The organism is Paenibacillus sp. R-74696 (assembly GCF_055814915.1).
This window is the reverse complement of record NZ_JBPULM010000045.1, coordinates 745,499-761,558: the sequence shown is the minus strand read 5'-3', so window position 1 is coordinate 761,558 and position 16,060 is coordinate 745,499. Positions and strand designations below refer to the sequence as shown.

Below are 16,060 nucleotides of genomic sequence, written 5' to 3'. Positions count from 1 at the left end.
AACAGCTTCATTAGCTTCACTATATACCTTAGGTCTGACCTAAGGTCAAGCATGTCTCCTTCATTTATTATTTTTAGGTTTATAGAGGATTGGAAAAACGCCAACGTTAGACAGTTTCCTACACAAAGATACAATATTTTACAAGGATATTATTGACAAATAACAGGACACTGAGTAAAATGAAGAGGTAAATATGTATCATATTTTACAACTATTTGAAAATCCGAAAGGGGAATTTGTTCGATGAAAAAAAGTACAGTATCCGTAGCTTTAGCTTTTACCCTGCTTCTCTCAGCTCCAGCCGTAATCTTGCAACCGCTTACAACGGTTATGGCGGCAGATGCTTCGGGTACCACAGCAAGCCTATCAAATGTTTTGAAAAACCAGCAAGCGGATGGAGGCTGGAGAAAGGACTACTCTGAAACTAGTGGCGAGTGGTCCAAGTCTACAATCGACAATAAGGCAACTTATTCGGAAATTCGAAGGCTCGCTAGCGAATATCAGAAAACGAAGGACAGCAAATATTCCGCAGCGGCAATCAAGGGCATTCAATTCCTAATCAATATGCAATATTCTAATGGCGGATTTCCGCAAGTGTATCAAAGCTCCGGCTATCATCAACATATTACCTACAATGATAATGCGATGATTAATGTGTTGATTTTACTAGATGAGGTCGCAAGCAAAAAAGGCGATTTCTCCTTTATCGACAGCGCTCTGGCTGGCAAAAGCAAGCAAGCGGTGGATAAAGGGGTAGACTGCATTTTGAACACGCAGGTTACAGTTAGCGGCAAATTGACAGCATGGGGCCAGCAGCATGATTCCAGCACATTGAAGCCGGCCGCGGCAAGAATTTATGAAGTGCCGTCCCTCACTGCCCAAGAGAGCGTAAACATTGTGAAGTTTCTGAAGACGAGAACGTCCACTGCGAAAATCGCGGCAGCAATTAAAGGCGCTGAAGACTGGTTCAAAGCAGTGCAGATTACGGGAATCCGCGTGGAGAAAACGAGCAATGATGTCGTTGTAATCAGCGATTCCAGTGTGAAAACGCCAATCTGGGCACGTTTCTACGAGATTAACACCAACAAACCGATCTTTGTGGGTCGTGATGGTGTTGTAAAGTACAAGCTCAGTGACATCGAACAAGAAAGAAGAACAGGCTATGCATGGTATGGAAACTGGCCATCCAAATAATAGGACATGCTTGAAGTCCAATAAACAATTGCTTTTGTTTTAGGAATAAAGAGAATGATTCGGCGAACAGCCCGGAAAACAACCTTGATTTTACAAGGAGTTTTTCCGGGCTTATTCGATTTTTTCCTTACAAGCAGTGTCGAATTATGATATGGTCGTTGAAGGCGGATTGCGAGAGCAGCCGCTTGGGATATGAAGGATGAGGAGAAGGTTTATTGTGCAGGAACAAATGGAACAAGTGGAACAAAAGGAACAAGTGGAACAAAAGGAACAAAACAATCGAAGCCGGTATAGTGATCCGAAATTTGTAGCGCTAATCGCAACGTTGTGCTGCTTATTATGGGGGAGTGCTTATCCGTCTATTAAGCTGGGCTATCTCGCCTTTGACATTATGCCAGAGGACATCGCTTCAAAATATGTATTTGCCGGCTATCGCTTTGTGCTTGCAGGGCTGGTGCTGCTGGTGCTATTCCGGGCAACGGGCAAGAAGGTGCTGGCTTTATCCAAAAACCAGATGACAAGTTTGCTTGTTCTAGGCCTCATGCAGACAGGTCTCCAATATTTATTTTTTTATGTGGGTGTAGGCAATACGACAGGCGTCAAAGGCTCCATTATGAATGCTACGACCACCTTTTTCAGTGTCATATTGGCGCATTATCTCTATAAAAATGACAAGCTGGGCCAAAATAAAATTTTCGGCTGCCTGCTTGGGTTTATCGGCGTTATCATTGTGAATTTCCATACGGATTTGCTGGAGTTCTCCTTTGCCTTTAAAGGGGAGGGATTCGTCATCCTGGCGGCCCTCATCTTCTCCATCACCGCCATTTATGCCAAAAAGCTGACCGCCACCATTGATGTTTTGCTGGTCACGGGCTTTAGCCTGCTCATTGGCGGGCTGGCCTTAACTTTGCTGGGACTCGGACTTGGGGGCCGGGTAACCCATTTTACACCTGAGTCGGCGGGCAATCTTATTTATTTGGCGCTTCTGTCCTCGGCTGCTTTCTGTCTATGGAATCTGCTGCTGAAGTATAACAAAGTCGGACAGGTGTCTGTTTACAACTTTCTGATTCCCGTGTTCGGGACATTGCTGTCTGCATGGTTTCTCGGTGAACAGATTATGGAGTTTAAAAATCTCGTGGCGCTGCTGTTCGTATCTCTTGGCATTTACATGGTCAATCGGACGCGGAAAGAGGTCATAGTGCCGCAAGGCTCGGAAGGATTGCGAAGCAGTCGTTAATAGGGGGCATTAATATTAGCTGATACTTAACCCATAACTTTGTTGCTTTAGCAAGCTTATGCTTCCAAAATAGTTTTGTCGAAACTATCAGATTAACTGAAACTCCACCGTTTTCCTGGATAGAGTTCTGGTTCTTTTCATTACATCGAGGGATCATAATAAGAGCTCTTGAAAGTCCGTTTATCCGTTCAATCGCTTCACTGGGTAAAGGTGATTCTAATTGTGTGTGGGGAGCATATTTCTAAAATATCATCCATGTACTGCCAATATCATAAGATCCTGCTATCGGATGAATGACAGTCGACAGCGAGATTTTGTAAAACTTATGTAATATAAATTCATTGTCGCAAATTATAATCAGTCCGAATTTCGCGCCGTCTAGTTAACGTCCTTGGTCTCTAGACGAAGCATCGATAGCCAGGCAATCCACAAGCCTGCAGAACCAAGTGACAGATGAATCGCAATGTTGGAATTAATGGATACCAACGGTCCGTAAAAGCCGGAACATACAATGAGCACCAACAAGATGGAAGCTACCACAGTCACCGTAACTGAATGCTTCCGCATACCGAAAAACAAAGGAATTAGAGCCATTGCGGCAGCCGACAGCGAACTGACGGTGTATTGAAACAGCAGCACCTGTACCTGTGCCATCGACAGAGATTCCGCAATGAATGGATAGAAGCTATCCACGGCGGCCAAAACGAAACCCAATAGCACGTCAGTGAACAAGATCATTCCGAACGTAAAAACGAAGATGACAACCAATTTCGCAGCGATCAGCTTGCGGCGTTTGATTGGATAAGTAAAGAGAACGCTCAACGTCTTGTTTCTGTATTCCCCGACAATCATTATTGAGAGCAGCGCCCCGGCGAATATCATGAAGGTTGCCCTGACGAAGGTATCGATCAGCATGAATGACTCCGGGTAAGTGGAATAAGCGTAATCCTCGGCTCCATAATCAGTAATGCCTATCATGGTCAGGAACAGGAGAAGCACCAGGTCTGCCATGGCGGCATAGCCGATAAAACGGGCGAATCGGTACTTTCGGAATTCCAGCAAGATCAGTTTAAACAATGTCTCCATCTCCCTTCATCAGGTTCATGAAGTATTCCTCCAGAGAGTGCGCCCGTTTGAAGATCGATTCGATCGCGACATCGTGACGAACGAGGCCCGCAAACAGCTCCGGTGGCTTCGTGCCTGGATCGTAAACCCTCAACGTATGCTCGTTGACCACCTTGTAATTGCTTAGTCCGAGCAGATGCTCCATGACGTACGCCGCCTTGCGAATGTCGGTCGGCTGGAGCTCGATGTATTCGTTGTGTTGTCCGCGAATGTGTTCCATCGACACTTCCTCGATCAGCCGCCCTCCGCGAATGACACCGACCGTATCGGCAATCTGCTCAATTTCACCGAGAATGTGGCTTGAGATGAGCAGCGTGATCCGGTATTCGGTGCTGAGCCTTTTGAGAAGAGCGCGCAGCTCCATGATACCTGCCGGGTCCAGACCGTTGATCGGCTCATCCAAAATAAGCAGCTCCGGCGTCGTGATTAATGCGCGGGCGATGCCAAGCCGCTGCCTCATGCCGAGGGAAAATTCCCGGACAGGCTTCCTGCCCGTATCCTTTAGGCCCACCTGTTCCACCATGATGCCAATGACCTTTTTATCTGGAAATCCCATATATTCACAGTGTAGTTCCAGATTCTCTTGAGCAGACAGTCCGTCATAGAAAAACGGATAATCGATTACGCTGCCCATGCGTTTCAGCACTTCGTACGAATGAGGCGTAAGCTTCTCCCCGAACAGTTCGATCTCTCCCGCGGTCGGTTTGACCAGGTTGCTCAGCATCCGCATCAATGTCGTTTTGCCTGCTCCGTTATGCCCGAGAAATCCGTAGATTTCACCCTGCCTGATGCTCATGCAGACGTCGGACACCGCCTCCGTTACCCCGTACGCCTTCGTTAGCCCAATCGTGCGTACTATGTATTTCATCGCTTTGCGCTCTCCTTTTCTAGATGGACTTCAGGACAACTGTGAACACAGTCCGATCGCGGGGCATGCTGTGCAAACTAATGGTGCCTCCCATACGCTCAACGAGGCGCTTCGTAATGGTCAGACCTAGGCCGCTGCCTTGGTAGAGGCGATTGCGCGAATCCTCCAGCGTATACATTCGCTCAAAGACTCGGTGGTGCTCTTTCTCGGGGATGCCTTTGCCTTTGTCCCACACTTGGATGGCAACCTTCCCTTCATCCGACTGCTCCAGCGTCAATCCCAATATTCTCCCATCGGCCCCGTATTTCATCGCATTTGTGATCAAGTTATCCAGCACGCGCTCCATCGCTTCCACATCGGCCATGACATACAGATCATCATTGGGCATCGACAGCTCCAGCGTCATTTCCATGCTCGCAAGCAAATCGTAAAAGGATAACAACTTCAAGCGACACAGCTCACTAGCATTCACGCGGGTCAGGGCCATCTCGGTATCGCCTGCCTCCAACTTGGCCAGGTCGAAGAAAGAATGCACGAGACTATGCACCTCCTGCGCCTTATCGTGAATAGTGGCCGTCATCACTTCTCGCTCGCGTTCAGTCAGTTCGTGATCATGGCGAAGAATCTCGCTGTAGCCCAACACCACCGTCAGCGGCGTCTTCAGGTCATGCGAGATGTTGGACAGCATGCGGCGAATCTCGAACTCCTGATTGGCATAGCGCGCTCCCGCCTGATGCGATCGATCAAGTATCCGGTTCATGTCGCTCAAGAGTTGCCCTACCTGAGCATCGCTATCGAATACGAGTAGCCGCTCGTTCGTGCCTTCTTCTAAGATTGAGTGCAGCTTGTCGTGAATATATGCTAACTGACTGCTTCGTTTGCGTTGGCGCGTCCCCAACACGATTACGTAAATACCGAGCAGCGCGGTGGAGGTCATGAAGAACCAGATCATGGCCGCTCTACTTCCAGTTTATACCCGAGGCCCCACAGCGTCTTGATGTATTGAGGGTCGGATGGGTCCGATTCCACCTTCTCGCGCAAACGGCGCATATGTACGTTTATAATGTTATCGTCTCCGTAAAAGGCATCCTTCCAGACCGATGCGTAGATCTGGGCCTTCGTATACACCCGGCCCGGATGCTCCGCGAGCATTCTAAGGATTCCGAATTCTTTGGACGTCAGCTTCACGGGCTGGCCATCCCGCTCGACAACATACGTCTCCAGGTTTATGACGATACCTCCAACCCGGATGATCTCGTCCCGGTCTGACGAGGTCGCAGCCTGTCCCGGTGGCACGGTATAATTGGAGCGGCGAATGGCCGCTCTCACGCGGGCGGTCAATTCGATCAGCGAGAATGGTTTGCTTACGTAATCGTCTGCGCCCAATTCGAGGCCCAGCGCCTTGTCCACCTCGCTGCCCTTGGCCGACAGGATAAGAATGGGCACAATGCTGACGTTCCGTATTGTCCGAAGCACCTCGATGCCGCTTCTACGCGGCAGCATGAGATCCAGAATGACCAGATCGTACCGGGGGGGCTGCACCGCGAACAGACGCTCTGCCTCCATGCCATCGTATGCATATGAGACACGGTAGCCCTCTTTTTCCAGATAAGGGCCCACCATTCCACTGATGTATCGGTCATCCTCGACAAGCAGAACATGATTCTCTGACATGAATGTCCTCCCCGAAAGTTTTGAATCTATTAACTCACACATTGCGGCTGTTGGCAACCCGGCCTTCATTTACCTTTTCAATTGTAAGCTTTTTGTAAGAACGGATTAATAAAAAAGCAGGCTTTGCATTCTACAATCAAGTTGTGCCGGTTGAAAGGATTCATTTCTGCTAGGAGAAGGATGATGAGTCTAATTCAGGAGGGCAACTATGAGTTTAATGAGGAGAGCAACTATGAGTTTAACGAGGCAAACGCGTAGCTTTGGGAAGTCCCTATTAGGGTTCACGGCGTTATTAATTGCATTAACGGGATGTACAAATACCGATTCTGCAAACAATGAACCTGCAACTAGGAAGATGCTGGTAATACAGCATGCGACGATCGTGGACGTAAAATCCGGTAATTTAGTCAACGATCAGACGATTACCATTACGGATAACAAGATCAGCCACATTGGAAACAGCGGGGGCACGGACATCCCAGAATACGCGCAAGTAAGGGATGCTAAGGGTCAATACGTCATTCCCGGTTTATGGGACATGCACGTCCACCTGGAGGATTACTACAAAGACGCTTTCCCACTCTTTCTAGCTAACGGGGTGACCGGAGTAAGAGAGATGGGGGCGGCGCTCACAAACGTCGATCAGTGGAACACGAGTATTCAAGCCGGTATGACGGCCCCTCATCTTGTCTATGCGGGTTCGACCTTAAATGGCGGCCCAGCAGATGATGCCCCTCACATGTTCTACTTGGAAACAGAGGAACAAGCGCGCGAAGCCGTACGTCGCAATGCGGAACAAGGCGCGAGTCATATCAAGGTATACTCTTGGCTGCCGCGCTCCTTGTTCCTGGTCATCATGGACGAAGCCAAAAAGCACGGCTTGCCGGTGGTCGGTCATTTGCCGGTAGAGGTACGGGCCAGCGAAGCTATTCAACTGGGGTTCAAAAGCATTGAACACCTGCACGGATTGTTTATTGCCACTTCGAGCATGGAAGATGATATTTTCAAGAATGGGGATATGAGCGATTTACTCGGTTATTCGCTGGCAGAGATAAATGCCTCCGAATCCTATGATTCCGAAAAGGCCGACACGCTGTTCCGCGAATTCAAAGAAAAGGAAGTCTGGCCTGTACCGACCATTGTTACTTATTTGAATATGGCCAAAACCGAAATCGATCCGCGGTCCAAATATATACCAACTGCGGTACAGGAGCAATGGGCCGAAGTTATTCGCGCCACTCCTCCTGAACAAACAGAATTAATGGCCGCTATTAATTCCACGACACCGGGCATGGTCAAAAAGTTGAACGATGCCGGCGTACCCATGCTTGCAGGCACTGATTCCAGTTACGAAATGACTAACTTTATATACGGCGTTTCCTTGCACGATGAGCTCGAATTACTAGTTAAAAGCGGCCTCACCCCGCTGCAGGCCCTGCAGACTGCAACGCTGAATCCTGCACGATATTTGGAGAGAGAGCAGGAACTAGGCACCGTAGAAGAAGGTAAGCTCGCCGATCTCGTGCTGCTTGACAAGAACCCGCTGGAGGACATCCGAAACACCACAAGCATTTCCGCAGTAGTCTTGGATGGTAAACTGATGGAGAAACAGGCTTTGGACCAAGCGGTTAAAACTTATCCCGTGATTAAGGTTGCAGATATAAAAGTTGAACCGTGAGCACATCGATCATCTGCTAATAAATCAAGCCTTCATATTCATTAATATAGCTATGCCCTTCCTTAATCAAGGTATATATCCAAGCTGGAGGAAAATAACTGAAATTACGAACGTCAAACTTTCGTGGGGATGCACTAAAATAAGATCTGCCTATTTTATCATTGACAGTGCTCCAAATTATGGTTATGATGATCTCGAATATTAATAGTAATAATTACTATTAAACAGCGGCAAAGCAAAAGGAACGCGGGATCAAAAAATTGAATTAGAGGGTAGTTGTCATGAAACGGGAAATCGATTTTGTAAAGTTCAACCCCACGCAAAATATGACCATTCTTGTGAAAACAAATCATTCTGCTTCCGAGTACAAGCACATTGCTTCAAAAATGATGTCTTATGACAGTGTTTATGCTGAACAAGTAGGCTTCATCGAACAGCCGATAAAACACGAAGCGGCTGCCTATTTGCAAATGGCGGGAGGTGAGTTTTGCGGCAATGCTTGTATGGCGCTGGCTGCTTTTATCGCTTCTGAGAAAGGGATCGGACAGAACGATTTAATGGAAATCGTGTTAGAGGCTTCGGGAACCGATCAATTGGTCACCTGCCAAGTGAAGAAGAGCAAGGAAGAGTATTTTTGCCAAGTAGCGATGCCAAAGCCTCGAAAAATCGAGCAGCAGACCGTTGTGTATGAAGGTAATGATTTAAACCTTGTCATTGTAAGGTACGATGATTTTTTTCATATTGTCATTGAAGTAGAGCAATTCAATAGTGCCGAGAAGGAAAGAGCACAATCATTAGCCAAGCTGCTGGGCATCACGTTTGGATCGAGCTTGATCGGCATATTATTGTTTAAGCCCGAGTCTAATGAAATGGCGCCGCTCATTTATGTGCCTCCGTTAGACAGCATGATTTGGGAAAGAGGCTGCGGATCAGGCACGGCTTCACTTGGAGCATACCTGTCATGGAAAAATAAAGGCGCTATTGCTGCGCAGGTTAAGCAGCCCGGCGGCACGATTCATGTAACGGCTGATTGCAATAAGGATGAGGTAACAAGCTTGATGATTGAGGGGGCTGTTGGAATCGTGGCACAAGGCAAAGCATTTATTTCTGTATAACGAATAATGGGTATGGGGGAGAAGAGAATGAATCAATTAACAACATTTGAACAAAGCTTGACCTTGTTTCGAGATCGGTTTACCGATTTAGTAAAGCGATATGACGGCACATCTCATAATAGCTCGGAGCTGGAGCGGGTCATCGATGACTATTCAGCTTTCATCCTAGATGAGGGGAACAAAGCATCGTGGGAAACCATGGAGCAGCAAGCCGGAAGCGAGCTTCCTCAGCTTCTCGACAACCTAAGGAAGATGTCTTCGTTATGCGTCGCTATTATGGAAAAATATCGCGCCTTGAAGCTGCTTGCTGGGGAAACGGACAAAACCGATTATTTTAAAAATATAGAGTCCTGTATTGAACAAGAATTTGGAAGCTTTCAGGTCACTGCGGATTCCATCGTATTGTTGATTGGCTCAGGCTCGTTTCCTATGACGCCCTTATTTATCGCCAAGCGCACGGGCGCCCAAGTCGTTGGCATTGATATTGATGAGGAGGCCATCGAGCTAGGACGAAGAGTGGTACATCGTTTAGGAAACGGATTAAACATTCGCTTGGAGAAGGCGTTTGTGGAGCAGCTTGATATCATCAGGGATGTGACCCATATTATTTTCAGCTCAACGGTTTCCAATAAATATGAGCTGCTCGAGCAATTGCATGCCTTAACGAATGAGCAAGTGGTCGTGGCGATGCGATATGGCGATCAGTTGAAATCCTTATTCAATTACCCCATGCAAGCGGTCAATGAAGAGAAATGGAGGCTGGTGGATACGATATTGCGTCCTGAGCAAGTGTTTGATATTGCTTTGTACAAGCGTGAATATTAAGGAGGCTTATATGAGTCATTTCAAACGAGTCTTAATCGTAGGCACGGGGCCGGCGTCCATTCAACTTGCTGTCCTGCTGAAAAATAATTGGAACAGCTGCATCGGCATTGTGGGGAGAGAATCGGTTCGTTCCGAACGTTTTTTCACGGCGCTTAAGCAAAGCCAGAATCAAGTGGAGGTCAACGTTCAAAATAAAAAGCATCGGCCGATGGAAGGCAATTGTATAATCGATCATGTTTATCAGGGATATGGGGCCATTACAGGGCAATGGGATACGCTGATCTTATCTGTCACAACCGATGCGTATATGGAAGTTTTGAAACAGCTTAGTGATCAGCTGCTCAAGCAAGTAAGGTGTATCCTATTAATTTCTCCTACCTTCGGTTCAAACAGTCTAGTCCGTCATTATATGAACGGTATACAGTCAAATGTGGACATTATCAGTTTTTCTACCTATCTCGGCGATACACGCTGGATGAACGGCGAGCCTTCAACCCAAGTTTTGACGACAGCGGTTAAGAAAAAGGTGTTTATTGGCTCCTCGAACGAAACGTCGCCAAATGTCGAGCAGCTTTGTGCCTTATTTGAGCGATTGGGCATTATGCTGGAGGTTATGGGCAGTCCGATCGAGGCGGAAACGAGAAATATTTCTCTCTATGTCCATCCGCCGTTGTTTATGAATCCATTTTCACTGAATGCCATATTTGAATATTCAGCTGTTAAAAAATATGTCTATAAAATGTTTCCCGAAGGACCTATAACGCAATATTTAATTCGCGATATGCTGGCCGGGTGGAAAGAGATGACGAATGTCATTGAAAAGCTGAATTTGCAGGGTGTAAATCTGCTGAAGTTCATGACCGATGACAATTATCCGGTAAGATTAGAGAGCTTATCGCGTCATGATATCGATAATTTTAATGAGCTGGAGACCATTCATCAAGAGTACTTATTGTACATACGCTATACGTCGCTGTTGATCGATCCATTTTCGGAGCCTGATCAAGAGGGGAAATATTTCGATTTCTCCGCCGTTCCCATTCGTCAAATCTTCATCAACCAAGAGCAATATTGGGATATTCCACGCATGCCCAAGGAGGATTATTATCGGATAAAAATCATCCAGGGCATTGCGAGATTTGTAGGCTCAAGCTGCCCGACCATTGATACATTCATAACAACCTACGAGAATAAAATCACGGAAGCTGCACAGGCGCTTAAGGGCGAAAAAATATCGGATGCATTCGTTATACAAAGCTTCGAAGAGGATTTGGAGATGATCTGTAGTGCGCACTTATACAGGAGGATATGACATGACAAGAAAAATAGCTGTTTTATTATCTGCTTTGATCGTTTCAATTGTTTTATTGGCAGGCTGCAGTGGCGGAAATGCTGCGAAAACAGGAGCAGCGGATTCAGGCAAGGAACTGGTGTATGCCACAGCAAAAGATATTAATGATATGAACCCCCATCTGTATCCAGGCTCATTGCCAGCGCAAGGGATGGTGTATGAATCATTAGTTGAAAATACGGAGGAGGGCATTAAGCCGTTGCTTGCCGAATCCTGGGACGTATCTGAGGATGGCAAAGTTTACACCTTTCATTTGAGAAAAGATGTGAAATTCCACGATGGTGAGCCCTTTAACGCCGAGGCTGTTAAGAAGAATATAGAAGCGGTGCAAAGCAACGCTGGCAAGCATGCCTGGATCAAGCTTTCAACGAAAATTGTGAGTGCGAACGTACTCGATGAGCATACGTTTGAATTGGTGCTGTCAGGGCCTTATTACCCGGCTTTGCTTGAATTATCGATGACTAGGCCTTATGTATTCATCTCGCCTAAGGACTTCGTCAATGGGGAAACCAAAGATGGTGTAAGTGGCCATAATGGCACGGGACCGTATAAGCTAATGGAACAGAAAACCGATCAGTATGCCACCTTCGAAGCAAATGAAAACTATTGGGGCGGCGCGCCAAAGCTGAATAAGATTACCGCGAAAGTGCTTCCGGCAGGGGAGACGACATTTTTGGCGCTGCAAAAAGGAGAGGTCAACTTTATATTTACAGATGATCGTGGCTCCGACAGCATTGATGTTGATGCGATGAATCAGTTGATGGATTCGGGCGACTTTCAGCTTATTAGAAGTAAAGCGATGAATACGAAGATGATCGTTGCCAATAGCAGTAAATCGGATAGTCCCGCCCATGAAACGGCAGTTCGTGAAGCGATTTGGTATTCGATTGACAGAGAAACGATCAGCAAGCAAATTTTTAGCGGCACGGAAACAGCAGCCAATACGTTATTTTCCCCCAACGTCAATTATGCCAATGTCGAGCTAAAGCAGCGTGGTTTTGACTTGGATACAGCGAAGCAGCTGTTGGAGAAAGCAGGCTGGAAGCTGGGCGCTGGCAGCGAGGTCAGAACGAAAGACGGCAAGCCACTCGCGATGAAGCTTTATTATGATGTCAGCTCCTCCTCTCAAAAAACCGAGGCTGAATTCATTCAAAGCACCTTGAAAAAGGTTGGAGTCCAATTGGAGCTTATCGGCGAAGAATCTTCTTCCATTGCCAATAGAAGAGCAACGGGAGACTATGATTTGCTGTTCAATCAAACATGGGGGCTCGCCTATGATCCACAGAGCACAATCTCTGCTTTTACTTCCGAGTCTGCTTATTATCACACAACAAGCGGCATTTCCAAAGCGGATGAATTGTACAAAAACATCGATGAAGTGATGGTCACGATGGATGAGGAGAAACGGAAATCGTTGTATGCAGACATTTTAACCATTGTCCATGATGAGGCGGTCTTTATTCCTCTTACCAATGGCAGCGTTACGATTGTTGCTCCAACAGGCCTTCAGGGTATCTCATTTAAGCAAACGCAATTTGAACTGCCCTTTGAGCAAATGTATTTTGAATAGATAACCCAACAAGGAGCTTGCTATGATCAGCTATATTATCAAACGGTCACTCCTTTCGATTCCGTTGCTTGTGATCATATCCTTTTTAACGTTTGGCTTGAACCATCTTTCTCCTTTAGATCCGGCCGAGGTTATATTACATGCGCAGGGCGTGCCGACCATTACAGATGAATTAATAGCAGAAACGAAGGCCGCGCTTGGTATGGATAGGCCCTTTCTCATTCGTTATCTGCATTGGCTCGTATCATGCCTGCAGCTCGATTTCGGGAACTCTTATGTGACTGGCAAAACCGTATGGTCCTTGCTGGCTCCCGCTTTTCTAAATACGTTAAAGCTGACGTTGGTTTCAGCGGCTGCCATTATTGTGCTGTCCATTGGCTTAGGAGTAATTAGTGCACGTAGAGAAGGGAAAATGACGGACAAATCAATTAGAGGCGTCTCCTTTTTTCTGACCTCTATGCCACCTTATTGGCTAGCGGCGCTTATGGTTTGGTATTTTTCCGTGCAATTGGATTTGCTGCCGACAAGTGGGATGGACTCGTACGAAAGCTATATTTTGCCGGTCATTGTCATCACGATCAGTTATACCGGCATTTATTTTCGAATGGTTAGAAGCTCCATGTTAAGCAATATGAATGAAGACTACGTGCTGTATGGCAGGGCGAGCGGCTTGCCAGAGCAGAAAATAACGCTGCATATATTGAGAAATTCATTACAGGTGGCTATTTCTGTATTTTGCATGGCGATCCCGATTATTTTAGGCAGTACGGTCGTCGTGGAAAATATATTTGCCTGGCCGGGTTTAGGAACGCTGAGTGTTAAATCTATTCTTAGCAGGGACTTTCCGATCATTCAGGCGTATGTCCTTGTACTCGCAATCGCTTTTGTTCTGTTCAACACCGTTTCTGACATTATGAATGCGGCGATGAACCCTAAATTAAGGAAGGGCCACTAAATGAAGAGATTACAATTTCTATGGAGTGATAAGCTGGCCGCTGCATCTTTAGCTACTCTTGTCGTTACCATTGTTGCTGGAGTATTCGCCCCTTTATTTGCGCCCCATGATCCCGAAGAAGTGCATATGGAGCTGCGATATGCTGCTTCCTCGTGGGAGTATTTGTTAGGAAACGACCATCTGGGGCGCTGCATTTTATCGAGATTAATTTTTGGAATCCGTCCCAGCGTCCTTTGGGTGCTTGCTGCACTTGCCGTATCTGTAGGCATTGGGTCGATTCTTGGCTTTATAGCAGGCTACTTTAGAGGGATAACCGATACGATTGTGATGAGAATTTGTGATGTCATGCTCTCTTTCCCGGGATATGTCATGACACTGGCTGTGATCGGCATTTTGGGGGTAGGTCTTGAAAATATTTTGATCGCTTTCGTATTGATGAAATGGGCCTGGTTTGCTCGAATCATTAGAACGTCTGTGATGCAATATGCCGAATCCGACTATGTGAAGTTTTCCAAGGTGCTCGGTATCAGCGATATCAAAATTATAGCGAAGCATATGGTTCCTGTAGCTCTTCCGGATATTGCGGTCATAGCAAGCAGCTCCTTCGGTTCAATGATACTGCAATTATCAGGATTTTCGTTTCTCGGTTTAGGCATTCAAGCTCCGAACGCGGAGTGGGGCATGATGTTGAATGAGGCAAGGGAAGTCATGTTCTCAAAGCCGGAGTTTATGCTCGCGCCCGGTTTAACCATTATTGTTGTCGTATCGGCGATCAACTTTTTGTCAGATGCGCTCCAGGTTGCTTTAGATCCTAAATTATTGGCCTCCAAATATAAGCTGCAAGGACAGGGACCCGCTGCCGCTGCGAGGCTTCAAGGGAAGGAGGTGGCTTGATTTTATGGCTATTTTGGAAGTGGCGAATTTAAAAATTTGGGACAGTCAGACGGGTCAAGTCCTTGTACCGGGTAGTTCCTTTCACGTCAAGCAGGGCAGCTGCCTCGCCATAGTCGGAGAAAGCGGAAGCGGGAAGTCGCTGACATGCAGAGCCATCATGAGATTAAACAAGCCTGGTATCCGCCAATCGGGGGACATTTTGTTTAACGGAGTCAATCTAAGCGAGCTTCCGGAAAAAGAAATGAGGAAAAAACGAGGAAAGCAGCTAGGCATGATTTTGCAAAATGGCATGCGCGCCTTTGATCCTTCTTGCGTGGTCGGCGTTCATTTAAGGGAAACGCTGGCCTGTCATTTCGGTTGGGGCCGCGAAGAAATAACGGCTAACATGAAACGCGCTATGGAAAGCGTAATGCTTAAAGACCCGGTCGCGGTTATGAATATGTATCCGCACCAGCTGTCTGGCGGCATGCTGCAGCGGATTATGATTGCGCTCACTCTGGTGCTAGAACCAGCTATTGTTATCGCTGATGAGCCGACGACGGCACTAGATACCATCTCGCAATATGAGGTCGTTGAGCAATTTATGCAATTGCGGGAGAACATGGGCTGCTCGATGATTTTTATTTCTCATGATTTGGGCATCGTTCGAAAAATAGCGGATGACGTTCTGGTCATGAAAGAAGGGGAAATAGTGGACCAAGGGACGAAGCAGGCTATTTTCTCGGAATCTGCGCATGAATATACCCGATATTTAGTATCCTCGAAGCAAGCGCTGAATGATCATTTCAAGCGATTAATGATGGGAGGCGTAAGCCTTGCTCAGCGTTGACCGTGTTTATAAATCCTACATAAAAGGCGGATTGTTTTCTAGAGAAACACAGCAGGTGCTGACAAACATGAGCTTTGAATGCGGGCAGGGCGAATGCTTGGGCATAATCGGGGAAAGCGGGAGCGGCAAATCGACATTGGGGCGATTATTATTGGGGCTTGAAAAGCCCGATAGCGGAAGTGTTTTATTTGAGGGAAACAAAGTAGAGGATCGAAAAGCAAGACAAGGGCAGATTAGCGCTGTATTTCAGGACTATTCCTCCTCTATTAATCCCTTTTATACAGTAGAGCAGGCGCTGATGGAGCCTTTGAAGCAGCAAAGCAGAGATCATCAGGAGGCTCAAGGCAAGATTGATTTGCTCTTGCATCAGGTGGGCCTCAGTCCATCCTATCGAAAAAAATATCCGCATGAGTTATCGGGCGGGGAGGCTCAACGAGTGTGCATCGCAAGAGCTGTTGCAATAGAGCCGAAATGTATTTTATTAGACGAAGCGATCAGCTCTTTGGATGGTTCCGTGCAAATGCAGGTGCTGGAATTGTTAAAAAGCTTGAGGGAAATTTACAATATGGCCTATATTTTCATCACCCATGATATTCAGGCTGCCGCTTACATTTGCGATAGAGTATTGATTATTAAAAACGGCGAAATCGAAGAAATGGTCAAAATCGAGCATTTAAAAGACGTCCAGTCTGCTTATGCAAGGAAATTGCTGCAGATGATCATTACGTAACGCTAGCAGCAGGGT

The 16,060-nt window shown here is 46.7% G+C and carries 15 protein-coding genes; 11 read left to right on the top strand and 4 right to left on the bottom strand.

Features of this window, described 5'->3' with window-relative positions; translation table 11 throughout:
- Positions 1-243 precede the first annotated feature (243 nt).
- Together pelA and ACSR9A_RS23575 are read left to right on the top strand one after the other, a co-directional pair.
- A complete protein-coding gene (gene pelA, locus ACSR9A_RS23580) occupies positions 244-1,194 on the top strand; it encodes a pectate lyase (RefSeq protein WP_473759880.1) in 951 nt (316 codons plus the stop codon).
- Positions 1,195-1,411: 217 nt separating this feature from the next.
- The gene (locus ACSR9A_RS23575) at positions 1,412-2,431 is read left to right on the top strand and encodes a DMT family transporter (RefSeq protein ID WP_473759878.1); all 1,020 of its coding nucleotides are present in this window, start codon (positions 1,412-1,414) and stop codon (positions 2,429-2,431) included.
- Between the two features lie 378 nt (positions 2,432-2,809).
- Here the strand turns inward: ACSR9A_RS23575 and ACSR9A_RS23570 are convergent, their stop codons facing one another.
- Genes ACSR9A_RS23570 through ACSR9A_RS23555 form a run of 4 tightly spaced genes read right to left on the bottom strand, consistent with a single transcriptional unit; the run spans position 2,810 to position 6,098 of the window.
- The gene (locus tag ACSR9A_RS23570; RefSeq protein WP_473759876.1) at positions 2,810-3,508 is read right to left on the bottom strand and encodes an ABC transporter permease; all 699 of its coding nucleotides are present in this window, start codon (positions 3,506-3,508) and stop codon (positions 2,810-2,812) included.
- Positions 3,501-4,424, bottom strand: a complete 924-nt coding sequence (locus ACSR9A_RS23565) for an ATP-binding cassette domain-containing protein (RefSeq protein WP_473759874.1) — start codon at positions 4,422-4,424, stop codon at positions 3,501-3,503. Before ACSR9A_RS23565 ends, ACSR9A_RS23570 begins: the two co-directional genes overlap by 8 nt.
- Positions 4,425-4,443: 19 nt before the next feature.
- The gene (locus tag ACSR9A_RS23560; protein WP_473759872.1) at positions 4,444-5,376 is read right to left on the bottom strand and encodes a sensor histidine kinase; all 933 of its coding nucleotides are present in this window, start codon (positions 5,374-5,376) and stop codon (positions 4,444-4,446) included.
- Positions 5,373-6,098 carry a response regulator transcription factor gene (locus ACSR9A_RS23555; RefSeq protein WP_473759870.1) on the bottom strand — a complete coding sequence of 242 codons (726 nt, stop codon included), beginning with the start codon at positions 6,096-6,098 and terminating at the stop codon, positions 5,373-5,375. Before ACSR9A_RS23555 ends, ACSR9A_RS23560 begins: the two co-directional genes overlap by 4 nt.
- Positions 6,099-6,330: 232 nt before the next feature.
- On the opposite strand from ACSR9A_RS23555, the gene ACSR9A_RS23550 reads away from it, so the two are divergent.
- From ACSR9A_RS23550 to ACSR9A_RS23510, 9 genes are all read left to right on the top strand, one after another.
- Complete coding sequence (locus ACSR9A_RS23550; protein ID WP_473759869.1) at positions 6,331-7,776, top strand: amidohydrolase family protein; 1,446 nt, start codon at positions 6,331-6,333, stop codon at positions 7,774-7,776.
- Positions 7,777-8,057: 281 nt separating this feature from the next.
- Complete coding sequence (locus tag ACSR9A_RS23545; RefSeq protein WP_473759868.1) at positions 8,058-8,891, top strand: histidine racemase CntK family protein; 834 nt, start codon at positions 8,058-8,060, stop codon at positions 8,889-8,891.
- 27 nt (positions 8,892-8,918) lie between these two features.
- A complete protein-coding gene (locus tag ACSR9A_RS23540) occupies positions 8,919-9,716 on the top strand; it encodes an SAM-dependent methyltransferase (protein WP_473759866.1) in 798 nt (265 codons plus the stop codon).
- A 10-nt stretch (positions 9,717-9,726) separates the two neighbouring features.
- On the top strand, positions 9,727-11,028 hold the full coding sequence (locus ACSR9A_RS23535) for an opine metallophore biosynthesis dehydrogenase (RefSeq protein WP_473759864.1): 1,302 nt from the start codon (positions 9,727-9,729) through the stop codon (positions 11,026-11,028).
- A gap of 1 nt (position 11,029) precedes the next feature.
- A complete protein-coding gene (gene cntA, locus ACSR9A_RS23530; RefSeq protein WP_473759862.1) occupies positions 11,030-12,637 on the top strand; it encodes a staphylopine-dependent metal ABC transporter substrate-binding lipoprotein in 1,608 nt (535 codons plus the stop codon).
- 22 nt (positions 12,638-12,659) lie between these two features.
- Positions 12,660-13,592 carry a nickel/cobalt ABC transporter permease gene (opp1B, locus tag ACSR9A_RS23525; protein ID WP_473759861.1) on the top strand — a complete coding sequence of 311 codons (933 nt, stop codon included), beginning with the start codon at positions 12,660-12,662 and terminating at the stop codon, positions 13,590-13,592.
- A complete protein-coding gene (cntC, locus tag ACSR9A_RS23520; protein WP_473759859.1) occupies positions 13,593-14,486 on the top strand; it encodes a staphylopine uptake ABC transporter permease subunit CntC in 894 nt (297 codons plus the stop codon).
- A 4-nt stretch (positions 14,487-14,490) separates the two neighbouring features.
- The gene (gene cntD / locus ACSR9A_RS23515) at positions 14,491-15,315 is read left to right on the top strand and encodes a staphylopine uptake ABC transporter ATP-binding protein CntD (protein WP_473759858.1); all 825 of its coding nucleotides are present in this window, start codon (positions 14,491-14,493) and stop codon (positions 15,313-15,315) included.
- A complete protein-coding gene (locus ACSR9A_RS23510; RefSeq protein ID WP_473759856.1) occupies positions 15,302-16,045 on the top strand; it encodes an ABC transporter ATP-binding protein in 744 nt (247 codons plus the stop codon). The genes cntD and ACSR9A_RS23510 overlap by 14 nt, the downstream gene beginning before the upstream one ends.
- Positions 16,046-16,060: the final 15 nt, after the last annotated feature.